The following is a 22,413-nucleotide window of genomic DNA, read 5'->3' as shown; positions in this document are numbered from 1 at the left end:
TCAGGGGCGGTGGCCAGACGAGCCGGATGGTTCCGTGCCGATCTCCAGCATGTAGAGCAGCCGCCACACGTCGGTGGACGGGTCTCGCTTCAGCGGATCACAGCCGTCTACGTGCCCGGACCGGCGGTTCCACTCCTCGTACGACTCGGTGCGTGGCCCGGGGATCTTGTCGAAGCTGAGCTCCTTCGTCGAGCATCCGCCGTACGGGCAGTTCGCAACAAGGTTGCGCGCGTGATCGACCGCGGCTTTCTCCTTGCCCAACAGGGACTGGCCTCGCTGACCGACCAGCCCCTTGCCCCGGTCGCCCGACTTCTTGTCGTACTCGGCGAAGCCCTTGGCCCCTGGATGCTTGCGCAGCCGATCCTTGATCATGTCGCTGAGGCCGTCCTCCTGGCTGGTGAACGGCTGGAAATGGAGGAGCAGCCACAGCTCGAAGGAGGGGTGTGAGAGGGCGACTTGCACCCCCTCCCTGGCCGCCTTACGCATGGCGGCGCGGATGTCGTCATCACGGTTGTCTGCTGTGTCCCGGTCGAATAGAGCCCACTTCTCGTCCTTCGGGCTTGGCGCGGCGGCGATCACATGGCTGACCACCTCGCTGGGCCGCAGCCCCTCGCCCGCATGGCAGAAGTGCAGGAAGAACTTCCGCCCGGGGCGCTGGCCGTAGGTGTCGTTGAGGAGATTGACGTAGTCGGGCTCAGTCTTCTCGCCTTCTGCCGCGATGTAGACGACCCGGCACGACTCGTCCGGGTACGAGTCGAGGCCGCGCCGCAGGGGCCGGGGCGTGTCGTGCCGGTTCTTGCGCCGGTTAACGCGCCGGCTCTCCGCGGGTGGTCTACTCACGCTGTCGTCGTTGCCTTCGGCTCCGGGTCCGATTCCGTCCGCTGCGCCTCCAGGCGCCGTTCCAGCGCGGCGAGCTGGCGGGCCACCTCCCCGGTGGTTAGGCGCGGCACGCCGCCGTAGTAGCCCCGCAGGTACCGCCGCTCCAGGTTCTCGTCGTTGCGGGCCTTGCGGGCCGCGAGGAGGGGATAGAGAGCCGACTCCCCTTCTCTCTGCTTGACCGTGAGCCACACCTGGTCACGGTCAAGTGGACGCTCCACAACGGAGGGTCCGAGCAGCGTGGCATCGTGAGTGGTGAAGATCAGTTGGGCGAGCTCGGGGTTGGCTTCTGCGTCCTGGAAGAAACGCACGACCTCGGCCGCCAGGACCGGATGCAGGCTGGAGTCGAGCTCGTCGGCGAGCAGCACGCCGCCGCCCCTCCTGCCCAACAGGTGGAGCAACGGGCCAAGGAAGGCAAACCAAGCGTGAGTGCCTAGAGACTCCTGCTCCCAGAAGTCCAGCCGGCGGGAGGAGCCGTCCGCGCCTCGGTGCAAGAGCTGGACCTCTCCGCTCTCCGCGTCCACGTCGACGTCCGTGACGCCGAGGTCGGCCGAAGCGAGCATGGTGACGAGCCGATCCCGCATCTCCTTCGCCTCTTTGCGGGTCAGTAGCTCTCGGGTCCAAGCCGTCCGGGCCTCCACGTCGCTGCCGCTGGTGACCAGCCACAGGTTGTCCTGGAACCAACGGTGAATGGCGGAGAGCTGGGGGTGGTTGAGGGCAGCCCCGACCGTCAAAAAGAGAGCGTTGGAGCGGGTAGTGGTGACCAAGAGGTCTTTGAGGTCCTTGCGGCCACTGAGTCCTGTGCCGGGGAATCGGAATTCGCCTCCTTCCGTCTCCGGCCGGTTGGCTTCCCTCTCGAACCACACCTGTCGGCGGCCAGACGGATAGGCGTGGAGCCACTCGCTCTCGACCCTGTCGTCTGACAGTTCGAAGCCGTACGTGTACCTGGTCTTGTTATCCGCCCGGCCGAGCAGCAGCTCAACCTCGAACAGGCTGGTGTCCGCCGATGCCTCGTCGGCGAGCTCGAAGGGCTGCCGGGGCACGCCCTGGCCCTTTCCCCATGTCGCAAGGGACTCGATGACCGCCTCGCGCATGAAGCGCATGGCCGACAGAACATTGGATTTGCCGGAAGCGTTGGCACCGAAGATGCCGATTGCCGGAAGTACACGTACCGGCTTGCCTTCCGAGCGGGTGCCGGTCTCTCGCCCTGTTCCCTCGTTGAACTCGGTGGCCACAAGCGAAAGCTCTTGCTCATCACGGATCGACCTGTGATTGGCCACCCGGAAACTGAGCAGCATGACCGACCTCCCAATGAGGCGGGCTAGCGGACCGCCGCCTTAGGCATTTTCGTGCAGGTAATCCGTACCAAACACCCTAGAACCTCTCGAGGAGATGCGCCAGCGCCCAGGACAGCGCATTCGCCTGCAACCGGCTGAGGAGCTAGGCAATCGATCGCACGTCGGGGCGGGTCTTCATCGCTCTGCTCGGCCAAGCGGGCACCGAAGACGACCTAGACTGAGCGCTCGTGGTCGACCACGCGATCGTCCACACATATCAGCGCACCGCCGGAGCCGAAGGGCCCCGGTCGGACATTCGAACCTGCGCACCGCGGCACGCATCACCCGCAATGAGGAAGCGGCACCAGACGCGCCCGCCCCTTCACCGCCACACGGCCACGAATGACCAGTTCAGCGTCGTCGGCACAACCAGCCATGCTTTGCTGCTTCCGCCGAGGGCTCGAACCTGCGCAGCGCCCCCGACCACCCGACGGACTCTGAGTTCAAGACGACACGGTCGTAGTGACAACCAGCGCCCCCGCGTAGACACGTGATGATCCGGCTTCCCATGTTCTGCTGCTCCTGCCGGGGGCACGAACCTGCGGCTACGGCGCAGCGGGGAGCGTCGTGCTAGGCCAGCCCGTCCACTGTCCTTCGAATACAGCAGCTCCCGGCCAGGTGACCCCAGCCACCAAGGCTCCGGACGTCGCCCCTACCGCGCCTCCAACGCCGTCCCCACCCGTGCACCGCGTGCACACCCAGTGCACACCCGCGCCGGAACTCCCGAGAACCCGCAGGAAAACGTGGGGACCCCGCCGAGACGACCAAGGGCCCAGACCAGGCCAAACGCCCAGGTCAGGGCCCGAGCGGCAGACGAGTCGAGCTGTACGCCGGGTTCTGTCTCCGGTGGGCCTCGCGGCCCGCCGGGAGGCGGTCATCCATCTAGGGCCGGCGTTGCCGTCGGCCTCGTGCGGTCTACCCGCGGACTCGGGCGGGCCGCCCTCGAACATCCGCGCAGAGCCGCCTGGCGGCGGCTCCATCTTGACCTTGCTCCAGGTGGGGTTTACCTAGCCGTCCAGGTCACCCTGGACGCTGGTGGTCTCTTACACCACCGTTTCACCCTTACCAGGTGCCTTTCGGCTCCCGGCGGTCTGTTTTCTGTGGCACTGTCCCGCGGGTCACCCCGGGTGGGCGTTACCCACCACCTTGCCCTGTGGAGCCCGGACGTTCCTCGGCGGAACCCCAAGGGGTTCCGACGCGACCGCCCGCTCGGCTCGTCTGCCGTACCCACATGGTAGTCGAGCACGGCCGGGCCGCCGACCAGGGGCGCTTATGCTGCACCGGGATGTGACGTCGTGACGTACGAGGGAGAAATACCGTGCTCGTCCTGCTGCCGCCGTCCGAGGGGAAGGCCCAGGACGGCTCCGGAGCCGCGCTGGAGCTGGGGTCGTTGTCGCTGCCGGGGCTGAGCGAGGCGCGGCGGACGGTGCTCGACGAGCTGGTCGGGCTCTGCTCGGGGAGTCCGCAGAAGGCGCTGGACGTGCTGGGTCTCGGCGAGACGCTGCGCGGTGAGGTGGGGAAGAACGCGGGGCTGTGGTCCGCCCCGACGCTGCCCGCCGGGAAGTTGTACACCGGGGTGCTCTACGACGCCCTGGGGCTGGCCACTCTGGACGCGGACGCGGCGCTGCGGGCGCGCGGCACGTTGTTGATCTCCTCTGGGCTGTGGGGTGCGGTGCGGCTCGATGACCGGATCCCGTCATACCGCTGCTCCATGGGCGTGAAGTTGCCCGCGCTCGGTGCGCTGGGCGCGTACTGGCGTGGCCCGATGGCCGAGGTGATGCCGGAGGCGGCGGGCGACGGGCTGGTGCTCGACCTGCGCTCCGCCGCGTACGCGGCCGCGTGGAAGCCGAAGGGCGAGGTGGCCAAGCGAACGGCGACCGTCCGGGTGCTTCAGGTACGCACCGTGGACGGGGTGGAGAAGCGAAGCGTGGTGAGCCACTTCAACAAGGCGACGAAGGGGCGGCTGGTCCGGGCGCTGCTCACCGACGGCGGGGTGCCGCGCGATCCCGCGGAACTCGCTGTCGCGCTGCGGGATTTGGGGTTCACGGTGGAGACTCCGGCCCCGGGCAAGCTGGACGTGCTGGTCACCGAGGTGTGAGTTCGTCGATCAGGTCCGGTAGCCAGGCCAGTTCGGCGGCGCGCATGGTCCGCAGGTAGTCGTACTCCACGATGTTGATGCGCTCCAGGCCGCCGGGGATCTCCGCGATCCTGGTCGCGACCTCGGCGTCCTCGCGTTCGATGGTCTCCGCGAGCACCGCCGCGCTGCGGGCCATTCGGCACATCGCCGCCGAGGTGCCGGAGGCCACGGTCGGCGCGGGGACCGTTGTCACCCCGGAACACGTCATAGCGGCGGTGGCCGCCGGAGCACGCTTTCTGGTCAGCCCGGGCTGGACCGACCTGCTGCTGACCGCCCTGCGGGAGCCGGGGGTGCCGTGTCTGCCGGGGGTGTCCACCACGTCAGAGGTGGTGGCGCTGCTGGAGCGCGGGGTGACCGAGATGAAGTTCTTCCCCGCGGAGGTGGCCGGGGGCGCCGCGTATCTGAAGTCGCTGGCCGACCGTTTCCCGGGGCCCGCTTCTGCCCGACCGGGGGTATCGACGCCGAGCGTGCCCCGCGCTATCTCGCGCTGCCCAACGTCGGCTGTGCGGGCGGCACTGGGATGATTCCGCCGGATGCTCTGCGGATGAAGGACTGGGCACGCATCGAGCGTCTGGCCCTGGAGGCGGTGCGCCTCCAGGGCACCGAGGTGCCGGGTGGCGCCGGGAACACCTAACCGCGCAGGTGCCCCGTGTCGTTGAGGAGTCGCACCGAGGCGTTGCCGTCCGAGTAGTACGCCACGGCGGACAGCGACGCCGCTGACAGCTCCATCCGGAACAGCGATTCCGGCGGGGCGCCGAGGGCCAGCCGCACCAGCGTCTTGACCGGCGTGACATGGGTGACGAGCAGTACGGTCCGTCCCGGGTAACGGGCGATCAGCCGGTCACGGGTGGCCGACACCCGGCGGGCCACGGTCGCGAAACTCTCACCGCCGCCGGTCGGTTGGGCCTTGGTGGAGGCCAACCAGGCGTTGAGGTCGTCCGGATAGCGCTCCTGCGCCTCGCCGAACGTCAGGCCCTCCCACGCCCCGAAGTCGGCCTCGCGCAGCCCCTCCTCGACCCGTACGTCGAGACCGAGCGTGCCCGCCACCACCTCGGCGGTCTGCCGGGCGCGGGTCAACGGCGAGGTGACGACGGCCTGGATGCTGCCGCGCGCGGCCAGCGCCTCGGCGCAGCGCTCCGCCTGCCAGCGGCCCTTGTCCGACAGCTCCGGGTCCGCGCCGCCGCTGCCGGAGAACCGCTTCTCCGGGGTGAGCGGGGTCTCCCCGTGCCGCAGCAGGACGAAGGTGGTGGGTGTACCGAGATCAGCGGACCAGCCGACCGTCGGCTTGGCCGCCGCCGCGGTTTCGGCACGCTCCCCGTCCGACACGGCGGCGCCCACGGCAGCGGCGGACGTGCCCGCCACCGGGGCGGGCGTGCCCACGGCCGAGGGCTTCGGCTCCCACTGCCTGCCCGACTTGCCCGCGTCCATCGCCTCGTTGGCGAGCCGGTCCGCGCGCTTGTTCTGCGAGCGGGGGATCCACTCGTAGGCCACCCGGTCGGGCGGGAAGATCGTCCGGGCCTCCGCCGCGAGCGGGCGCATGTCGGGGTGCTTGACCTGCCAGCGGCCCGACATCTGCTCGACGACGAGCTTGGAGTCCATCCGTACCCGTACCGTCGCCTCGGGGTCCAACTCCCGTGCGGCGCGCAGCCCCGCGATCAGACCGCGGTACTCGGCGACGTTGTTGGTGGCGGTGCCCAGGTACTCGGCCCGCTCGGCCAGCGTCTCGCCGGTGGCCGCGTCGATGACCACCGCCCCGTAGCCCGCGGGCCCCGGGTTGCCCCGCGACCCGCCGTCGGCCTCGACGATGAACGTGGCCATCTCGGCCGTCACAGACCGGAATCCGGGGTACGCACCAGGATCCGGCGGCAGTTCTCGCACCGTACGACCTCGTCGGCCGGGGCGGACCGCACCTCGTTCAACTCGGTGATGTTGAGCTCCAAGCGGCAGCCCTCGCAGCGCTTCTGGTAGAGCTTGGCCGCACCGACGCCGGCGAACTGGCCCCGCAGCTTGTCGTAGAGCTTCAGCAGCTCGCCGGGGACGGAACCGGCCAGGATCTCGCGCTCCTTGGCGGCCGTGAAGCCCTCGGCGTCGATCTCCTCCAGCGTGCTGTTGCGGCGCGCCTCCGCCTCGGTGACCTTGGTCTGCACGGCCGCCAGTCGCTGCTCCAGTTCGGCGGCCCGCGCCTGCGCACCCTCGCGGCGCTCCATGACCTCCAGCACCACGTCCTCCAGGTCGCCCTGGCGCTTGGCCAGCGAGGCGATCTCGCGCTGGAGGTTCTCCAGGTCCTTGGGCGAGGTGACCGCGCCGGAGTCCAGGCGCTGCTGGTCGCGGGTGGCGCGCTGGCGTACCTGGTCCACGTCCTGCTCGGCCTTGACCTGTTCGCGTGCGGTGTCGCTCTCCTCGGTCCGAGCGGCGACGAGCAGGTCGCGTACCTGCGCGGCGTCGGCGCTCAGCCGCTCGATCTCGGCGTGCTCTGGGAGGTTCTTGCGCTTGTGGTCCAGCCGCCCGAGACGTGCGTCGAGGGCCTGGACTTCGAGAAGTCGAATCTGGTCGGCGGGCGCGGCTTTCAAGCGGAAGCTCCTGGGCTAGTGATAGGGGACGTCGGGTCAGTGCTTGGCGCGTGGAGCGTCCACGGGTCGGTGACCTGGCGCGATACATGCGTACGCAGCGCCCAGCCGTGCCGGTCGGAGATCTCGTCGAGCTCCGCGGCGGCCTGCTCGCACCAGGGCCACTCGGTGGCCCAGTGCGCGGCGTCCAACAGCGCCGGCCCGCCGTGCTGTTGGGCTTCGGAGGCGGGGTGGTGACGCAGGTCGGCGGTGAGGTAGGCGTCGACTCCGGCGCGCCGGACCTCGTCGAAGAGGCTGTCGCCGGAACCGCCGCAGACCGCGACGGTGCGGATCTCCCGTTTCGGGTCACCGGCCACCCGCAGTCCGGTGGCGGTGCCGGGCAGCGCGCGGGCGGCCTGTTCGGCGAATTCTGCCAGCGGCAGCGGTCCCGGCAGCTCGCCGATCCGGCCGAGACCCCGGCGGCCTGCCGGGTCCTCGGGGTCGGGGACCAGCGGCCCGGTGATGTGCAGCCCGATGGCCGCGGCGAGCGCGTCGGAGACGCCGGGGTCGGCCCGGTCGGCGTTGGTGTGCGCGACGTGCAGCGCGATGTCGTTCTTGATCAGGCCGTGTACCACACGCCCCTTGAACCCGGTGGCGGCGACCGTCGTGGTGCCGCGCAGATAGAGCGGGTGGTGGGTGACCAGCAGGTCGGCGCCGATGCGTACCGCCTCGTCGGCGACCTCCTGGACCGGGTCGACGGCGAACAGCACCCGTCGTATCTCGGCGTCCGGGTCCCCGCAGACCAGGCCCACGGCGTCCCACTGCTCGGCCCGCTGCGGGGGCCAGAGGGCGTCGAGGGCGTCGATCACATCGGACAGTTTGGGCACGGGTGGAAGGTTACCTCCCGCTCGTGCTCCCCGGATCCCCCGAGGGGTCCGTTCATCTGCTGCTTCGCCGGGGCTGACCCACGACGAAATAAGGGGAACCTAACCTTAACGCCATCGCGGGACGCAGCACACAACAGTCCACGATCTCCAGCAAACCGGAAGACGGCCACCCTTACGTGTGAAGCATTTCAACTCGCGTTGTTCGGCTGGAAGTACGAAAACTAGCTTCTGAGCCGGAGGTGACGCGGAACATGACGGCCTGCGCCACGAAGACCGCAGCAGCGTCCGGTACCGCACGGCGCTCGGGATTCAGCATCGCGGCGGACGGCTCCTACGCCGCCTGTCTCACCCAGGGCGCAAGCCCGCCGACCGGGAGCGTGCACGACACCGGCTGGTACCCGGAGCGCTGGACGCTGAGCGGCCCCGAGCCCTACACGGTGCCGCTGCCCGGGCGGCAGCCCGAGGCAGTGGACGCCCAGGTCCTGCCGCTGCCGGACGGCCGGGTCCTGATCCGCCGCCGGTCCGCCGACCGCCATGATCTGGCGCTGCTCTACCCGACCGGCCCCGGCACCGGCGAACTGCCGGTGGGCTTCCTGCACGGCGAGTCCGTACGGCTGCTGCCCGCGCTGCCCTGCGGTACCGCCTACGCGCTGGGCTACGCGAACGGCAGATCCACCGTCTGGCTGGTGCACGGCGGACCCGGCCTGGAGCAGCGCGCCGAGATCGACGGCCGCTGCACGGGCGGAGTGTGGCTGGACCGCGCCGGTCGGCTCCTCGCCCTCGACCGCGAACACGAAGGACGCACCAAGACCATCGCGGTGGACCTGTGCACGGGGGCGACGAGCCCGCTGCTGCAGATCACCGAGGAGAGCGACGACCGGCTGCTGCTCGCCGATCCGGACAGCAAACTGCTGCTGGTCCGCAGCAACGCACCGGGCACCCACCGGCTGGGCTGGGGCGTACTGGACAGCAGGCGGCCGGTGCGGTTCCCCGACTGCCTGCGAGAGCCGGGCGGCAGCGACGCCGCCACACCGTCCGCACCGCAGATCGAACCGCTGGCCATCCAGCCGGGGCAGTTGCTGATGCCGGAGTCCTGCGCGGTGGTGCTGCGGATCGGCCGCCGTGCGGTGCTGTGGCGGCCGTCGGCCCGGGGACTGTGGCCGCTGCCCACCCCGCCCGGCTGGCTGGTCGGCAGCGCATGGTGGTCGGCGGACGGCACGCTGCGGTTGCCGTACGCGCGTCCTGAACAGCCGTACGGGGTGCGTGACATCACATCCGCGGCGCTGAGCGACCCGGTCCCGCGGGCGACGCGTACACCGGGGCCAGCAGTCGGCGCGCCGTCCGTGCCGCGGCCGATGACACCTGTCAGCCGGGTGCTCCCGCTACGGCAGGCGCCGCTCGCGGGCGTGCGGTAGGGGCCTTGGCCCACGGATCTTGTTCGCCGTTAGACTTGATCAGGGGCCACGCGGCCGTGACGACCCGGCCACCTATGGGTAGCAGGAGGTGAACGGGCGGCCGCGATTGGCGTGTTATGCGCGCTCCGCCCCGATTCGCCATCCCCACAAGCGATCCCGACGGAGAGACCTGTGATGCCCGAGACCCGTACCGACACCACTGACGACCGCGCCCAGCAAGCGGCCGCCCTGGGCGCCGAGGTGGGAAAGCACCGCGGTTCCGCCTCCGCCTTCGAAGACGACGGAACTCCGGCGCACGGCAAGCACCGCCGACCGGAGCAGGACAACCGCTGAGCGGCACCGCGTACGACGGCGGCCACGGGAATCGTCCCCGTGGCCGCCGTTCGCTTTGTCGACCGTCAGGGCCGGTGGGCGCGCTTGAGGCCGAGGACCTCCGTCGCGGCGAACGTCTCGTTCGGGCCCCGCCCCGCGAAGTACGGGGTGAGCAACTCGTCCAACTCCTCGTAGCCGAAGGCCTCCTTGGCGGTGTCGAACTGCGCGGCGATCCGCGGCCGGTCGAGGACCGCGACCATGCCGCCGTGCACCACCAGCACCTGGCCGTTGACCTGTGCGGCGGCGGGGGCGGCCAGATAGCCGACCAGCGGAGCGACATGCTCCGGTGCCAGCGGATCCAGCCCCTCGGCCGGGGCGGCGAACCCCTCGAACACGTCCCGCGTCATCCGGGTACGGGCGCGCGGGCAGATCGCGTTGGCCGTCACCCCGTACTTGCGCAGGGCGAGCGCGGTCGACGTCGTCAGCCCGACGATGCCGCCCTTGGCGGCCGCGTAGTTGGGCTGTCCGGCCGACCCCGCCACGAAGGCCTCCGACGAGGTGTTCACGATCCGCCCGTACACCGGGCCGCCCGATGACTTGGCGCGCTCCCGCCAGTGCGCTGCCGCGAAGCGGGTGGTGTTGAAGTGGCCCTTGAGGTGGACCCTGAGCACGGAGTCCCACTCGTCCTCGGACATCGAGAAGACCATGCGGTCCCGCAGAATGCCCGCGTTGTTGACGAGGATGTCCAGCGATCCATAGGTGTCGAGCGCGAGTTGGACCAGTCCGCGGGCCTGCTCGAAGTCGGCCACATCGCCATGGTGCGCCACCGCCGCGCCGCCCGCCGCGACGATCTCGGCGGCGACCTCCTCCGCGGGGGTCGGCGAGGCCTCGCCCGTGCCGTCCCGGCCGGGCTGGCCGAAGTCGTTGACCACGACACTGGCGCCGAGCCTGGCCAACTCCAGCGCTTCGACGCGGCCGAGACCACGCCCGGCACCGGTGACGATCGCGGTCCTGCCGTGCAACGCGGACATACCTCTACCCTCCGATGTGCGCTGAACGAATGGGGCGGTTGGGCGGGACGGTCCCGCTCACACGGTGATGGACGTCCTGAGTGCCTCGCCGCTGCGCATCTGGTGCACCGCGTCGTTGATCTCCTCCAGCCGCACCCGATGGGTGATCAGCCCCTCCAGATCGATGCGCCCGGCCCTCCAGAGCTTGATCACCCGCTCGTAGGAGCGCAGCACATCGCCGCCCCCGTACAGCGACGGCAGCACCCGCTTCTCGTCGAAGAACAGCTCAAACATGTTGATCTTCAGGAAGTCGTCCATCGCACCGGCCCCGACAACGCACAGCGTGCCGCCGCGCCGGGTGGCCTCATAGGCGGTACGGGCGGTGTCCGAGCGGCCCACGACCTCGAAGACGTAGTCGAAGCCCTCGCCACCGGTGAGCCGGTTCTTGGCGTCGGCCAGCTCCTCGGGGGACACCGCGTCGCTGGCACCGAACCGCGTAGCGGCCTCGCGGCGCGACTCGACCGGGTCGACGGCGACGATCTCGGCGGCGCCGGCGGCCCGCGCGCCCTGGATGACGGAGATGCCGACGCCGCCACAGCCGATCACCGCGACCGACGAACCGGCCGCCACCTTCGCAGTGTTCAGCGCGGCGCCGATGCCGGTGGTGACACCGCAGCCGATCAGCGCGGCGATCTCGTACGGCACGTCGTCCGGGATCGGCACCGCGCACGCGGCGTCGACCACGAGTTCCTCGGCGAAGGTACCGGTCCCGGCGAAGCCGAACACATCGCCGGAGGCACAGCGGTAGTTGGGGGTTCCGGCGTTCAGGAATCCGGTCAGGCACAGGTGGGTCTGACCGCGCTTGCAGGACGGACACTGGCCGCAGGCGGGCAGCCAGCACACCAGCACCCGGTCCCCGGACTTGAGTCGGCCGACCTCCGCACCGACCTCCACGACCTCGCCCGCTCCCTCATGTCCGGGGACGAACGGGGCGGGCTGCGGCAGCACCCCGTTCATCGCCGACAGGTCGGAGTGGCACAGCCCGGTGGCCTTGATCCGCAGCCGTACCTTGCCCGGGCCGAACCCCACCGCCTGGGCGTCGTCCACGACTTCGAGCTTGTCCTGCCCGATCTCCCGCTGTACGGCTGCGCGCATGACGCGTCCCTTCGCTACGAGTGCTGGATGACGGTGTCGGCGAGTACCGGGGCGTCGTCCCGCTCCACGGCGGTGGCCGAGACCTGGACGTGTCCGTCATCGGTCCACATCTGGATGCGCAGCGTCTCGCCGGGGAAGAAGATCCCGGCGAACCGGGTGGAGTAGGCGTTCACCCGGGCCACCTCTCCGCCGAGCACGGTGTCCACGACGGCCTTGAGCACGATGCCGTAGGAGCACAGCCCGTGCAGGATCGGCCGGTCGAAGCCCGCCGGCTTGGCGAACTCCGGGTCGGCGTGCAGCGGGTTCCAGTCGCCGGACAGCCGGTAGAGCAGCGCCTGCTCCTCTCTGGTGGCACGCTCGACGACCCGGTCAGGTGCACGTTGCGGCAGGTCAAGGCGGGGGGACGGGCCGCGGTCGCCGCCGAAGCCGCCCTCGCCGCGGACGAAGATCTGGGTGTCGCACGTCCACAGCGGACCGTCCTGGTCCGCCACGTCGGAGCGCAGCACGATGATCGCGGCCTTCCCCTTGTCGTACACCGCGGCGACCTTCGAGCTCTGGGTGGCCCGGCCGGTCACCGGGATGGGCCGGTGCAGCTCTACGCGCTGGCCGCCGTGCAGCACGGCGGCCAGATCGACGTCGATACCGGGTGCGGACATGCCTCCGGCGACCGCCATTCCGCCGCCCGCGACGGTCGCGAAGCTGGGCAGTACGTGCAGCCTGCTCTCCAGGGTGTAGCGCAGTTCGTCGGAGTCCGTGGCGGGGACGCCCGCGCCGATTCCCAGGTGGTAGAGCTGGATGTCCTTGTGCCCCCAACTCAGTTCGGTGCTGCGGGCTTCGGCGGCGATGGCCCTGGCGACGTCGATCGGCATCTGCACGGCTCCTTGTCGGTGGTCCGGGGGCAGCGCCTCCGGGAGGAAACGCGGACGGTCACGCCGGGACCCCGACGCGACCGTCCGCACCGTCGGCCGCGCCGGGGTCGATCAGGGCAATCGCTAGCGGCACGTAGAACGCGTTCTAGTCGATGGGCCTTGTATAACGCATCACCCTGCCACAGGGAATAGCTGACGCATAGTCAGCTGATCGGTGGATCCTCGACGGCTCCGCGGATGAGACGCGGATCAGCCAACCGGCGCCCATCGGCCGCCGATCCCTCGATGGCCGCCCGCCCCCGCGCACCGCATGATGGACCACGACCAGCACGATCGAACGGACGAGAGGCATGACGGGGGCACGGGGGATGCAGGAGACATGGGGCACCGAAGGGTTTCAGGCCGCCATGGAACGACGGCGCTGCGGCAAGGCCCGCCGCGAGCGGGGGTTGCTCGACGCGCATGAGATGCGACAGTTGCGCGGCGCCGAACTGGACACGTACATAGAGAAGCTCAAGGCGCCCACCGCCAAGGCGATGATGCCCTGACTGTCGATGCTGATGGCGCCGGGCGCCGATGTGGCGCATGGCCGGGTCGGACCGGCATGGCTGGCCTGTTCCGCGCTCGCCGCCTTCGGCGTGATCTATGTGATGACGGTCAGGGCGGAGTTCGACGAGAGCCTCAGGGACGGCCGACAACCGCGCTACCTGCTGCTGGCGCTCGCCGCGCTCACCTACGCGACCAACATCGCGTTCGGCCACAGTTGGATCCTGCTGTTCATCCTGCTCTCGCTGGCCTGCGGGGCACTGCTCGGCGGCAAGCAGCTGGCCATCGTCCTGTTGCTGCTGTCCTCATCGGACGGGGCGATCTCCGGGTTCCACGGCGGAGGCGTCTGGGCCTCGGCCGCCACCGCGTACGGAACCTTCCTGTCCGGCCTGGTGACCGCCGCGATCCTTTCGTTGCACCAGCTCATCAGCCAACTACGGCCCACCCGGCAGAAGTTGGCCCGCGCCCCGGTCAGCCAGGAACGGCTACGCTTCTCACGTGATCTTCATGACCTCCTCGGGCACACCATGTCCGTCGTGGCCGTGAAAGCGGAGGCGGTACGCCGCCTGGCCCCCCGCGACCTGGATGCCGCGCTGAGCCACGCGTCCGACATCGAGTCGGTCAGCCGCCAGGCGCTCACCGAGATACGGGAGGCCGTCTCCGGCTACCGGAACGGCAGCCTGACGGCCGAGTTGGAGCGCGCCCGTTCCGTGCTGGACGCCTCCGGCATAGCGGTGACCGTCCAGGAGTCAGGTCCGCCGTTGGCGTCGCAGACCGAGGCCCTGGTGGGATGGGTGGTACGGGAAGGCGTGACGAACGTGGTACGGCACAGCGGGGCATCGTCCTGCCGGATAGAGCTGGACACCGATGGCGACCGGGCCGTTCTGCGGATCACCGATGACGGGGACGGCAGCGGCGCGGGTTCCGGCGCCTGCGCCCAGGGCGGCGGATGGCGGGCGGGGGGCACCGGTCTGAAGGGGCTGGCCGAGCGGATGTCCATGGCGGGCGGCTCACTGACCGCCGGTCCCGCACCCCGGCGCGGGTTCCAGCTGACGGCTGAACTGCCGGTGGAAGAGGAGCGGTGACATGACCGCGGCGCGGGACGCCCAGCTGACCAGAGTCCTCCTCACCGAGGATCAGCGCATGATGCGTGGTGCGTTGGCGCTGCTGCTGGGACGTGAGGACGACATGGAGGTCGTCGCGCAGGTCTCGGACGGCGACGCGATCGTGCCCGCCGCGAAGGAGGCGCAGCCCGATGTCGCCCTGCTCGGGGGGCCCGGGGCGCAGCCCCGAACGGGGGCCCGGGGCGCAGCCCCAAACGGGGGCCCGGGGCGCAGCGGGTAAAGAGAGAAGGCCCCGATTACTGATCCAAGCCGACCTGACGCACACTCAGAAATGCTGTCCGTGCGTCCTCGCTACTCGGGGTGACTGGTCTGGGTGGTTGCCCCTGGGTTGGCTGGTGGTCTGGGAGCGGGGGTGTCGGTGGTCTTTCTCGTTCGGTTGCGCTGTTCTGCTGCCTGGGGCGGTGGTGTGCTGGATGCACGGAACCCCCGACGCTGTGTGTCGGGGGTTCGGTGTCTTCGGGTGGTGTCGGGTGCGGGGCGTCTGTGCGGTGGCGGGTGCGGGGCTGCTGGCCGTCGGGTGGATCCGGTTTGTGGGGCCTGGCACTCCTCCGCCACGCGTGCACCGTAGACGTGCTCAGGCTGCACACACCGATCCGTACGCGGTGGTTTTCTCGCGCGCCCAGCAACCAGCTTTTGAGGCGCTTCGGGAAGCTCTGCGCAGCGTGCCCAAGATAGGACTTAGACAGCGGAAAGCCCCGTCCGCGCGCCCGGCGTGGGTATGCGAACGGGGCTTCCGCTATCGCCCGTGCACCCTCGGTGTTTGGCGCACGGACGCGGTGACTCCGTATTGCATCACGGGTAGGCCCACAGACCGAACACCCCGCCTGCGCTGCTCAGATTCTGAACGTCCAACCGTTCGGGGCAGTGAGCGTACTGCTGCCTGGCGTGAGCTTTACGGCCAACCGGTGTAGCGGAACCTGCCTGCGCTCTCCCAACGCCGACGGACACGCGCCAGGTCGTCCCACAGGAGTCGGGGCCCGCTTTGGTGGACTGTAGGGGCCGAGCCGTTCAAAGAAGACGATCACTCCAAAAGTGCGTGGAAGCGGGCGTTTTCTTCCTCGGCGTACGAGCCGAAATGGGCCGTGGCGTCATCGCTAACCACGCGTACGAACACAGCCTTGGCGGCCCCGTTGGCATGCTCCCACTCTGGAAAGCTGCTGAGCCACGCACGGGCGTCCCGAGGCTTCCAGCCGTACCCCATGAGCCGAACTGCCGTCTGTGCAGCGTCCACCCACGCTGGGCCGGTGGCGGGCATAGCCCAATCGACAAGGTAGCCGCGCTTAGACGCAATCAAGAGGTTGTGAGGGTTGGTGTCAGTGTGCAACAGCGATGAGCCTTCGAGCGTTTCGGAGTCCCCGGGGCGAAGAACCTGGCGGTACCGTTCGGCCAGTGGCGGGACAAGTCCGCCTGTAGGCACACGGCAAGAACGAGCGCGTTTGAGCGCGTCGGCAACGATCGCCGCGTCTCGCGACTGGGGCGTGAGATCAGCGTGTCGGCCGTCCACATAATCGAATGCGATTAGGTGCCACCCGTCGGCGACGGCTTCCCAGCGCATTGCCGGGCTGACCTTACGAACCGCTTCATTGATCTCCGCTTCGGTGCGCTGTGCCTCCATGCTGCTGCGGTCGGCGACGGGCGCACCTTTCAGAAACAGCGTTGCGGTCGCTGTTGAGAGGACCAGTGCCGTTCGGCAGGTGATCCCTTCCGGTACGGTCCTGGCAGAGAGCACCTTGCCCACGCGTTTCTCAACTACCGTCCGTAGGGTTTCGGGAAGTTCGTTCCAGCTGACGTGAGGTTCCATGCCTCGATCCCTTCGGCGAAAGGGAGGGAACCCGTCCGAGTTCCCCCCAGACTCACGTGATCAGCCCTGCGTGGCACCGCACTTGACGCAGCGCACCTTGGAACTCCACATCTGGTACTGGTGGTCTCCGCCCGCTGGGCAAGTGCCGTTCCCCACAATGTGCGCCGTGATCTTGGGTCGCATGGCCGCACTTCCCTTCATGTAGTTGATGAACCTTGCAGGACCCGCCCCGGCCCGTGAATCCCGTACCAACAACCGGGGCGGGCTTACCCGTCCGACTCGCGGACGTGAGACGAACGGGCGTTCAACCCTGCCCCTGCCGGGATCTCGAACAGTGGGACGCCCGTTTGACTCTGTCCGGCAGGGACGGGAGCCTCAGAGATGGCCGGTTGCACCAAGCGTGACAATCACGCCGCAAGCAAACCAGATGACACCCAGCATCAGCGGGTCCGCGAAGCGACCGAGTAAGTGCATGTCAGTTGTCCTTCACTGCTGTAAGGTGCGGGCGGCGCTTCGCGGGCTCAAGGGGTGACCCTCGCACTGCACGATTGCGTGATCAGAGAAGATCCTCAGAAAGCGGGTGTGGCCGGTCTCTTGGCAGTGTGCCTTCGTCCATGCCCCCACGTCGCCAATGCTGCGCATTGAGCCGGATGCAGCCGTGCAATCAAGGCCATCGGTGGTGCATTCCGCCTCGTAAATGCGTGAAGTTGGGTATTGGACGGTCGTCCACGCGCTCATAGCAGCCTTCCCAACTGGCCGAACTCGCGCCGCTTTGAGGACTCTTTCCGTACGCGCTCACGAAGTCGCGCAAGGATCGGGCTGTCGTCCGCGTCGCCCGCCCGGCTGTGCTCGGGGCACTCACACGGCGGGTAGGTGAGCCCTGAGCAGGGCGCAGGGTCAGCACCTTCAGGGAGTTCCGCAGTCATGCGGCCCCCTTTTCCGGCGCGTTCTCGTGCGGGTGCTGGCTGATGGTGATGCCGCACGCCCGAACGCTGATCACGCTGGCCGTCTTGCGCGCCGTTTCGCGCCGTCGAGCCGCCGCAGCACAGATCCGGCAGCCCTCGACGGGCACCGGCTCAAGGGCAGGGACGCGTACCTCTGGGGTGCTCACCAGATCGCCCCGTGCCCGTTGATGCTGGGATCTACCGCGATGAGCCCCTGCAGGACGGTGCGCAAGCGGACGTGCTGTTCCGCGTCGCTCATGGCGCGGAGATCGTGAAGCGGGGTGATGCGTGCTCCCATGGCTGCCCGGACATGGGCGGGCAGTTCGAAGTACTTGCGTGAGTGACGCCCTGGTGGACGGGCTCCGGTAAGCCCCCAACGGGCGATAGTGTGTGCCACGTTGACGCTCCTAACCAGCGTTGACCATGCCCCGGGGCCGTGTCAGGCGGTCGCCGGGGTCTGCGCGTTGTTACTGCGCGTCTCCACAGCGTTGCCCTCCGCGCGTACGCTGAACAGGTGCTAGGCCATTCCAAACCTCATTGGAATATGGGGAGTTGAACGCATGAGCGAGGAACCGCAGTCCCCCGCCGCTCAGTTCGGCCACGAGATCAAGCGCGCCCGGGAGTCGCGTGGCTGGTCGCAAACAGAGCTGGCGGACTAGCTGTGTTGTCAGCAGCCTTACGTCAGCAAGGTGGAGACGGGGCAGCAGCTACCGAGCGCCCAGTTTGCCGAAGGCTGCGACCGGGTGTTTGGTACGCCGGGGGTCTACGCACGCATGCGCCAGCGGGCCGCCGATGCGGGCAATCCCGCGTGGATGATCCCGTACCTCCAGTTGGAGCGCGAGGCAGCGGCCATCTGTGACTACTCGCCCGCCTTGGTTGCGGGCATCCTGCAAACCCCCTCGTACGCTGCGGCCGTCTACCAGTCCGCCCGCCCGCAAGACTCAGCGGACGAGATCAAGGCCCATGTGGAAGAGCGCATGACGCGCCGGGAACTGCTCGACGGACCAAACCCCCCATCGCTGTGGGTGATCCTGCATGAGGCGGCGCTATGGTCCGGCGTGGGTGGTCCGGACATCATGCGTAGCCAGCTTCGGCACCTTGTGGCGGTAGCCGAGCATCCGCGCGTCACGGTTCAGGTGTTCCCGTTCAGTGGATCCCAGGCGCGTGCAACTCCGTTTATCGTAATCAGACGGCAGGACGGAACCGAAGTCCTGTACGAGGAGACTTACGAGCAAGGGCAGGTGCACGACTCGACGGAAGCCGTTGCCGAGGCACGAGCGGCGTACGACCGGCTAAGCGCTGACGCCCTGTTGGCGTGCTCGGGTAGGCAGGCGGGCCGTGATGCCCGTTCAAGTCCCCCTGGCAACCCCTCGGTTGGGCACGTTGCCGCGACCGTCGCACGCACGGGCTTGCTCGTGCTGGCGGGCCGTGCGGGATGCGGTGCGGTGGTGCGGCGGGGGCCTCGCGCTGCGGTGGGCAGGCTGCGGCCGATGGGACCGGTCGGGCGGGGTGTGGCGGGTACGTCGCCGGTTGCGATGGCGGCCAGCGTACGGCGCACGTGGGCAGCGTGCTGGGCTGCGTCGGCGAACCAGTCGGAGAGCCGCTCGGCGATCTCGTGGGTGAGGGGCGCCAGCACTCGGCACATGCCGTCGCGGGTCTGGGTGAAGTCGTCGGCGGGGGTCCACGGTCGGGCGGACGGCCTTCAACAGGTCCAGGGCGAAGGAGTCGCGGCCGTCCTTATCAGCGTGGGAGATGCCCATGCCGGGATCGATGCCGTAGGCGCGGCAGGCGCTGACGCATGCGGATTCCGCGACGCGGTAGGCGTAGTTCAGCAGGGCGTTGATCGGTTCGGTGGCGCGGCGCGGGGATCGGCCGATGCGGGATTCTCTGCCGATGAACACTGACCACTCGGCCGGGAGCGTGGCGGCGCGCTTCCCGGTGAATTCCATCTCGACGGTTCCGGTCCACGCGGTCCAGTACTCCTCAGCCGCCTTGCCCTCGAATCCCCGGGCGGTGGCGATGGTGTCGGCGGCGTTCACGGCGGTGGCGCATGCGCGGATGGCGGCGGCGCGGGTCGGCTGGTGGAGGAGGGTTTCGGCGATGTCGGCCTGCCCAGACAGCTTGACAGCCAACAACGTTTTGGTGATGGCGAGTCCGGTCTCTTCGCGGGGCTTGCCTTCGCCGCACAGGGCCTGTGCGCGCACGATCCGAGCGTCAGGGGTAGGGAGTGCTCCGAATTACCCGGGCGGCCCGAAGGTTGTTTCAAGGTGTAGCGATGCCGTAGCGATGGCGCGCAGAGAAGACACCCAGCACGCGTGAGAAGAGCACACCGTGAACTCACGAGAATTTATCGGCAAAGAATCCGCGCACGGAACCGGCGGACGATACCGAGACGGATGCAGATGCGAACAAAAAGGGTGGGCGGGTGGAAAGACAAAAACCCCCGCCCGCCGCAGGCGAAGGACAAGCCCCCACCCAAAGCCCGCCGCAGGCGATAGTGCACGATGGCCCCCATGACCGCCGCCCCACCACCCCCCGCCCAGCCGCAGGCGCCCCCGCAGGCGCCCCCGCCGGCCGAAACGATCGCCGCGTTCGAGGCGGCCAAGGGCTTCATGCCGCTCGACGAGGGCCTGGCCCTGCACGCCGCCGCGACCGAGGCCGCCGCGCTCGGCCTGCCGCTGCTGGAGATCGGCACGTACTGCGGCCGCTCCACGATCCTGCTCGCCGCCGTGGCCCGCGACGCCGGGCTCACCGCGGTGACCGTCGACCACCACCGCGGTAGCGAGGAGCAGCAGCCCGGCTGGGAGTACCACGACCCCGAGCTGGTCGACCCCGAGGTCAAGGCGATGGACACCCTCCCCTCGTTCCGCCGCACACTGCACGCGGCGGGCCTGGAGGAGCATGTGGTCGCGGTCGTCGGCCGCTCACCGCGGGTGGCCGCGCTGTGGCGCTCGCCCCTCGGGCTGGTCTTCATCGACGGCGGTCACACCGACGAGCACGCCACAGCGGACTACGAGGGCTGGGCGCCACATGTCGCCCCCGGCGGACTGCTCGTCATCCACGATGTGTTCCCCGACCCGGCCGACGGCGGACAGGCCCCGTACCGGATCCACCAACGCGCCCTGGAATCGGGCGCGTTCACCGAAATCTCGGTGACCGGCTCGCTGCGGGTGCTACGGCGTACCGGCGTGGGTAGTCAAGGAGCGGTACGCGGTGTTCACAGCGGGTTGACCCACGTCTGACAACACGTCGCGGGCCAGGGCATCCAGGACGGCATCCGCACATACCCGGAGGGTTCCGGAGGGTAGGGATTCCGTCCCACCCGGCTCACCCGCCGCCGTTCACACCCGTACGATGGGTGCCCACCCCCGCACTCCGCCCCGCTGAGCGGAGCGCGCTGCGCGTACCGGCGACAGCGACGACGTCCACCGAACTGACAAAGGACCACTACGTGAACATCCGCTCCCTCACCCGAGGCGACGGCGCGGTGATCGGTGCAGCGGTGCTGCTGCTCATCGCGTCATTCCTCGATTTCCACTCGGCCAGCGACTGCGGCAACTTCTGTGGCCAGGTCACCATGCCGAGCGCATGGAAGTCGTCACTGTTCCCCGTGCTTCCTTCGATCTTCCTGGCCGGAATCATCGCCGCGGGCCTGACCGTCGGCGCGCGCTTCCTGCCCGAGGGCCGTAAGGCCGCCGGGCTCACCCTGGACCAGTGGGGGACCGCTCTCGCGGTGTTCGCCGCGTGGAGCTCGCTGTGGTCGTTGATGGGTGGCGGCCAGGGCGTGAGCCCGGGCATCGGCGCCATCCTCGGCTTCGTCGCCACCGTGGCGATGGCCGCCGTCGCGATCCTCACCCCCCGCGTCCCGGCTCTGAAGGCCGCCCTGGTCAGCGCCCCCAAGCCGGTGCAGGCCCAGCCCTACGGCGGTCAGCCGTACGGCGCCCAGCCGTACGGCACGGAGCAGCCCGGGAGCGGTTACGGCTACCCCGGCGGACAGCAGCCGTACGGCGCGCAGCCGCAGCAGCCGGGCGCTCCGCTCGGTGGCGCCACGCACCCCGCGGCGTCCGGCCCGGCCGCCGCGCAGGCGCCGGTCGGCGGTGCCGCGGACTTCGCTCCGTTCTGGTTCGCGGTGCCGGTGCCGCGCCCGATCTACCCGGAGGACGGTTCGCCGAACCCGATCGCCGAACTGACGCCGGGCACCTGGTATCTCGCGGTGGACCAGCGCGGTTCGTCGCTGGTCGCGCAGACCCAGGACGGCCGGCGCGGGGTGCTCCAGGACACCACGGGCATCCAGCGCGGCTGAAACGCTTCCGCGAGCGAACGGCCCCTGCCGAACTTCCGGTTCGGCAGGGGCCGTTGCGCTGTCCGGTGCCCGGCCCTTACCGTGGCTGACTCCACGTCAGATACGGGAAAGGGAGAATCCGCGATGCGGCTCGGCCTGGCGCTCGGCTACTGGGGGCGCGGCCCCAACCCGCAGCATGTGGACCTCGCCGTGGCGGCCGAGCGGCTCGGCTACCACTCGGTGTGGACCGCGGAGTCCTGGGGCTCGGACGCCTTCACCCCGCTCACCTGGATAGCCGCCCGCACCACGCGTATCAAACTGGGCACGGCGGTGGCGCAGATGGCCGCCCGCTCCCCCACCGCGACCGCGATGCACGCGCTCACCCTGGACCATCTGTCGGGCGGCCGGATGATGCTGGGGCTCGGACTGTCCGGTCCGCAGGTGGTCGAGGGATGGTACGGGCGCCCGTTTCCGCGCAGTCCACTGACCGCGACCCGGGAGTACGTCGACGTCATCCGCCAAGTGCTGCGCCGCGAAGCCCCCGTTGAACTGGCCGGCGACTACCACAGCCACCCCTACGGCGGTCCGGACGGTACCGGTCTCGGGAGACCGCTGCGGTCCATCACCCATCCGCTGCGCGCGGATCTGCCCGTACTGCTCGGCGCCGAGGGCCCGAAGAACATCGCGCAGACCGCACGGATCGCGGACGGTTGGCTGCCGCTGTACTGGTCGCCGCTGCGTACGGACGTCTACCAGGGCTCGCTGGCGGACGCACCCGAGGGGTTCCTGATCGCCCCGATGGTGCGGGCCCAGGTCTGCGACGACCCGGCGGAGGCACTGGCCGCCGTCAAGCTGGCGCTCGGCTTCTACATCGGCGGCATGGGCGCCAAGTCCCGCAACTTCCACGCCGACTTGATGGCGCGCATGGGCTTCGAGGAGGAGGCCCGCCGGATCCAGGAGCTGTTCCTCGCCGGGCGGCGCGAGGAAGCGGTGGCGGCCGTGCCGGACGTGTTCGCCGACGAGATCTCGCTCATCGGGCCGAGGCAACGGATCGCCGAACGGCTGGAGTTGTGGCGCAAGGGTCCGGTCACCGACCTGCTGGTGACGGCGCCGGACCCCATGACGCTCGAAGTGCTCGCGGAGTTGAACTCCTGAGCCCGCAGGCTCCGGAC

General features: G+C 69.5%; 23 protein-coding genes, 1 other RNA gene and 3 pseudogenes. 12 read left to right on the top strand and 15 right to left on the bottom strand.

Annotation, left to right across the window (positions count from 1 at the left end):
* The 3 genes from P2L57_RS18540 to rnpB all read right to left on the bottom strand — a co-directional run bounded on the left by P2L57_RS18540 (position 1) and on the right by rnpB (position 3,430).
* Entirely contained in the window at positions 1-840 is an 840-nt protein-coding gene (locus tag P2L57_RS18540) for an RloB family protein (RefSeq protein ID WP_275815859.1), read from the bottom strand.
* Complete coding sequence (locus tag P2L57_RS18535) at positions 837-2,174, bottom strand: AAA family ATPase (protein WP_275815857.1); 1,338 nt, start codon at positions 2,172-2,174, stop codon at positions 837-839. The genes P2L57_RS18540 and P2L57_RS18535 overlap by 4 nt, the downstream gene beginning before the upstream one ends.
* An 849-nt stretch (positions 2,175-3,023) precedes the next feature.
* An RNA gene (gene rnpB / locus P2L57_RS18530) (RNase P RNA component class A) lies at positions 3,024-3,430 on the bottom strand.
* 101 nt (positions 3,431-3,531) lie between these two features.
* Between rnpB and yaaA the strand changes: the two genes are divergently transcribed.
* Positions 3,532-4,311 carry a peroxide stress protein YaaA gene (gene yaaA, locus P2L57_RS18525; protein ID WP_275815855.1) on the top strand — a complete coding sequence of 260 codons (780 nt, stop codon included), beginning with the start codon at positions 3,532-3,534 and terminating at the stop codon, positions 4,309-4,311.
* Here yaaA and P2L57_RS18520 read toward each other — a convergent pair.
* Positions 4,298-4,486: a hypothetical protein gene (locus tag P2L57_RS18520; protein WP_275816147.1), complete on the bottom strand. Its 189-nt coding sequence runs from the start codon at positions 4,484-4,486 to the stop codon at positions 4,298-4,300. The genes yaaA and P2L57_RS18520 overlap by 14 nt on opposite strands.
* Between P2L57_RS18520 and eda the strand changes: the two are divergent.
* A pseudogene (gene eda, locus P2L57_RS18515) lies at positions 4,410-4,984 on the top strand (bifunctional 4-hydroxy-2-oxoglutarate aldolase/2-dehydro-3-deoxy-phosphogluconate aldolase). The gene P2L57_RS18520 and the pseudogene eda overlap by 77 nt on opposite strands.
* On the opposite strand, the gene P2L57_RS18510 reads toward eda, so the two are convergent.
* Genes P2L57_RS18510 through P2L57_RS18500 form a run of 3 tightly spaced genes read right to left on the bottom strand, consistent with a single transcriptional unit; the run spans position 4,981 to position 7,783 of the window.
* Entirely contained in the window at positions 4,981-6,168 is a 1,188-nt protein-coding gene (locus P2L57_RS18510) for a bifunctional RNase H/acid phosphatase (RefSeq protein ID WP_275816119.1), read from the bottom strand. The pseudogene eda and the gene P2L57_RS18510 overlap by 4 nt on opposite strands.
* 8 nt (positions 6,169-6,176) lie before the next feature.
* On the bottom strand, positions 6,177-6,920 hold the full coding sequence (locus tag P2L57_RS18505) for a zinc ribbon domain-containing protein (protein ID WP_275815853.1): 744 nt from the start codon (positions 6,918-6,920) through the stop codon (positions 6,177-6,179).
* Positions 6,917-7,783 (bottom strand): Nif3-like dinuclear metal center hexameric protein, encoded by an 867-nt coding sequence (locus tag P2L57_RS18500; protein WP_275815851.1) that lies wholly within the window; start codon positions 7,781-7,783, stop codon positions 6,917-6,919. The genes P2L57_RS18505 and P2L57_RS18500 overlap by 4 nt, the downstream gene beginning before the upstream one ends.
* A gap of 251 nt (positions 7,784-8,034) precedes the next feature.
* On the opposite strand from P2L57_RS18500, the gene P2L57_RS18495 reads away from it, so the two are divergent.
* Together P2L57_RS18495 and P2L57_RS18490 are read left to right on the top strand one after the other, a co-directional pair.
* The gene (locus P2L57_RS18495; RefSeq protein WP_275815849.1) at positions 8,035-9,198 is read left to right on the top strand and encodes a hypothetical protein; all 1,164 of its coding nucleotides are present in this window, start codon (positions 8,035-8,037) and stop codon (positions 9,196-9,198) included.
* Positions 9,199-9,372: 174 nt separating this feature from the next.
* Entirely contained in the window at positions 9,373-9,531 is a 159-nt protein-coding gene (locus P2L57_RS18490) for a hypothetical protein (protein ID WP_275815847.1), read from the top strand.
* Positions 9,532-9,596: 65 nt separating this feature from the next.
* Here P2L57_RS18490 and P2L57_RS18485 read toward each other — a convergent pair whose 3' ends face one another.
* The 3 genes from P2L57_RS18485 to chsH3 are packed head-to-tail and all read right to left on the bottom strand — an operon-like array spanning position 9,597 to position 12,544.
* Positions 9,597-10,541 (bottom strand): 3-oxoacyl-ACP reductase, encoded by a 945-nt coding sequence (locus P2L57_RS18485; RefSeq protein WP_275815845.1) that lies wholly within the window; start codon positions 10,539-10,541, stop codon positions 9,597-9,599.
* Positions 10,542-10,598: 57 nt separating this feature from the next.
* On the bottom strand, positions 10,599-11,675 hold the full coding sequence (locus tag P2L57_RS18480) for a Zn-dependent alcohol dehydrogenase (protein ID WP_275815843.1): 1,077 nt from the start codon (positions 11,673-11,675) through the stop codon (positions 10,599-10,601).
* 14 nt (positions 11,676-11,689) lie between these two features.
* Positions 11,690-12,544 carry an enoyl-CoA hydratase ChsH3 gene (gene chsH3, locus P2L57_RS18475; RefSeq protein WP_275815841.1) on the bottom strand — a complete coding sequence of 285 codons (855 nt, stop codon included), beginning with the start codon at positions 12,542-12,544 and terminating at the stop codon, positions 11,690-11,692.
* A gap of 350 nt (positions 12,545-12,894) precedes the next feature.
* On the opposite strand from chsH3, the gene P2L57_RS18470 reads away from it, so the two are divergent.
* From P2L57_RS18470 to P2L57_RS18460, 3 genes and pseudogenes are all read left to right on the top strand, one after another.
* Positions 12,895-13,092: a hypothetical protein gene (locus P2L57_RS18470; protein ID WP_275815839.1), complete on the top strand. Its 198-nt coding sequence runs from the start codon at positions 12,895-12,897 to the stop codon at positions 13,090-13,092.
* Positions 13,093-13,098: 6 nt separating this feature from the next.
* On the top strand, positions 13,099-14,175 hold the full coding sequence (locus P2L57_RS18465) for a sensor histidine kinase (protein ID WP_275815837.1): 1,077 nt from the start codon (positions 13,099-13,101) through the stop codon (positions 14,173-14,175).
* 1 nt (position 14,176) lies between these two features.
* A pseudogene (locus tag P2L57_RS18460) lies at positions 14,177-14,359 on the top strand (response regulator); the annotation flags it as partial.
* Between the two features lie 876 nt (positions 14,360-15,235).
* Here P2L57_RS18460 and P2L57_RS18455 read toward each other — a convergent pair.
* The 4 genes from P2L57_RS18455 to P2L57_RS18445 all read right to left on the bottom strand — a co-directional run bounded on the left by P2L57_RS18455 (position 15,236) and on the right by P2L57_RS18445 (position 17,356).
* Complete coding sequence (locus P2L57_RS18455) at positions 15,236-16,015, bottom strand: phosphotransferase (protein ID WP_275815836.1); 780 nt, start codon at positions 16,013-16,015, stop codon at positions 15,236-15,238.
* A 486-nt stretch (positions 16,016-16,501) separates the two neighbouring features.
* Complete coding sequence (locus P2L57_RS41130; protein ID WP_443732075.1) at positions 16,502-16,753, bottom strand: DUF7848 domain-containing protein; 252 nt, start codon at positions 16,751-16,753, stop codon at positions 16,502-16,504.
* 184 nt (positions 16,754-16,937) lie between these two features.
* Positions 16,938-17,126 carry a hypothetical protein gene (locus P2L57_RS18450; protein ID WP_275815833.1) on the bottom strand — a complete coding sequence of 63 codons (189 nt, stop codon included), beginning with the start codon at positions 17,124-17,126 and terminating at the stop codon, positions 16,938-16,940.
* Positions 17,123-17,356: a hypothetical protein gene (locus tag P2L57_RS18445; protein ID WP_275815831.1), complete on the bottom strand. Its 234-nt coding sequence runs from the start codon at positions 17,354-17,356 to the stop codon at positions 17,123-17,125. Before P2L57_RS18445 ends, P2L57_RS18450 begins: the two co-directional genes overlap by 4 nt.
* A gap of 163 nt (positions 17,357-17,519) precedes the next feature.
* On the opposite strand from P2L57_RS18445, the gene P2L57_RS41125 reads away from it, so the two are divergent.
* Both P2L57_RS41125 and P2L57_RS18435 read left to right on the top strand, forming a co-directional pair.
* On the top strand, positions 17,520-17,618 hold the full coding sequence (locus P2L57_RS41125; protein ID WP_275815829.1) for a helix-turn-helix domain-containing protein: 99 nt from the start codon (positions 17,520-17,522) through the stop codon (positions 17,616-17,618).
* A 114-nt stretch (positions 17,619-17,732) separates the two neighbouring features.
* Positions 17,733-18,257, top strand: a pseudogene (locus P2L57_RS18435) (DUF5753 domain-containing protein); the annotation flags it as partial.
* A gap of 51 nt (positions 18,258-18,308) precedes the next feature.
* Here the strand turns inward: P2L57_RS18435 and P2L57_RS18430 are convergent.
* Entirely contained in the window at positions 18,309-19,163 is an 855-nt protein-coding gene (locus tag P2L57_RS18430) for a CRISPR-associated endonuclease Cas1 (protein WP_275815827.1), read from the bottom strand.
* A gap of 309 nt (positions 19,164-19,472) precedes the next feature.
* Between P2L57_RS18430 and P2L57_RS18425 the strand changes: the two genes are divergently transcribed.
* From P2L57_RS18425 to P2L57_RS18415, 3 genes are all read left to right on the top strand, one after another.
* Entirely contained in the window at positions 19,473-20,201 is a 729-nt protein-coding gene (locus P2L57_RS18425) for a class I SAM-dependent methyltransferase (RefSeq protein ID WP_372515758.1), read from the top strand.
* 209 nt (positions 20,202-20,410) lie between these two features.
* Positions 20,411-21,262, top strand: coding sequence for a DUF5336 domain-containing protein (locus tag P2L57_RS18420; protein ID WP_275815825.1), 852 nt, complete (start codon positions 20,411-20,413; stop codon positions 21,260-21,262).
* 123 nt (positions 21,263-21,385) lie between these two features.
* Positions 21,386-22,396 carry an LLM class F420-dependent oxidoreductase gene (locus P2L57_RS18415; RefSeq protein ID WP_275815823.1) on the top strand — a complete coding sequence of 337 codons (1,011 nt, stop codon included), beginning with the start codon at positions 21,386-21,388 and terminating at the stop codon, positions 22,394-22,396.
* Positions 22,397-22,413 lie beyond the last annotated feature (17 nt).

Source organism: Streptantibioticus ferralitis, from assembly GCF_029223525.1.
Classification (GTDB): domain Bacteria; phylum Actinomycetota; class Actinomycetes; order Streptomycetales; family Streptomycetaceae; genus Streptantibioticus_A; species Streptantibioticus_A ferralitis.
This window is presented reverse-complemented; position numbering and strand designations above follow the sequence as displayed.

Excerpts from the sequence above, each read along its gene's own strand:
- P2L57_RS18480 (WP_275815843.1), bottom strand. The coding sequence starts at position 11,675 with ATGCGCGCAGCCGTACAGCGGGAGATCGGGCAGGACAAGCTCGAAGTC.
- P2L57_RS18425 (WP_372515758.1), top strand. The coding sequence starts at position 19,473 with ATGACCGCCGCCCCACCACCCCCCGCCCAGCCGCAGGCGCCCCCGCAG.
- P2L57_RS41130 (WP_443732075.1), bottom strand. The coding sequence starts at position 16,753 with ATGAGCGCGTGGACGACCGTCCAATACCCAACTTCACGCATTTACGAG.
- P2L57_RS18485 (WP_275815845.1), bottom strand. The coding sequence starts at position 10,541 with ATGTCCGCGTTGCACGGCAGGACCGCGATCGTCACCGGTGCCGGGCGT.
- P2L57_RS18535 (WP_275815857.1), bottom strand. The coding sequence starts at position 2,174 with ATGCTGCTCAGTTTCCGGGTGGCCAATCACAGGTCGATCCGTGATGAG.
- P2L57_RS18495 (WP_275815849.1), top strand. The coding sequence starts at position 8,035 with ATGACGGCCTGCGCCACGAAGACCGCAGCAGCGTCCGGTACCGCACGG.
- P2L57_RS18490 (WP_275815847.1), top strand. The coding sequence starts at position 9,373 with ATGCCCGAGACCCGTACCGACACCACTGACGACCGCGCCCAGCAAGCG.
- P2L57_RS18520 (WP_275816147.1), bottom strand. The coding sequence starts at position 4,486 with ATGGCCCGCAGCGCGGCGGTGCTCGCGGAGACCATCGAACGCGAGGAC.
- P2L57_RS18465 (WP_275815837.1), top strand. The coding sequence starts at position 13,099 with ATGCTGATGGCGCCGGGCGCCGATGTGGCGCATGGCCGGGTCGGACCG.
- chsH3 (WP_275815841.1), bottom strand. The coding sequence starts at position 12,544 with ATGCCGATCGACGTCGCCAGGGCCATCGCCGCCGAAGCCCGCAGCACC.
- P2L57_RS18470 (WP_275815839.1), top strand. The coding sequence starts at position 12,895 with ATGACGGGGGCACGGGGGATGCAGGAGACATGGGGCACCGAAGGGTTT.
- P2L57_RS18415 (WP_275815823.1), top strand. The coding sequence starts at position 21,386 with ATGCGGCTCGGCCTGGCGCTCGGCTACTGGGGGCGCGGCCCCAACCCG.
- P2L57_RS18455 (WP_275815836.1), bottom strand. The coding sequence starts at position 16,015 with ATGGAACCTCACGTCAGCTGGAACGAACTTCCCGAAACCCTACGGACG.
- P2L57_RS18510 (WP_275816119.1), bottom strand. The coding sequence starts at position 6,168 with ATGGCCACGTTCATCGTCGAGGCCGACGGCGGGTCGCGGGGCAACCCG.
- P2L57_RS41125 (WP_275815829.1), top strand. The coding sequence starts at position 17,520 with ATGAGCGAGGAACCGCAGTCCCCCGCCGCTCAGTTCGGCCACGAGATC.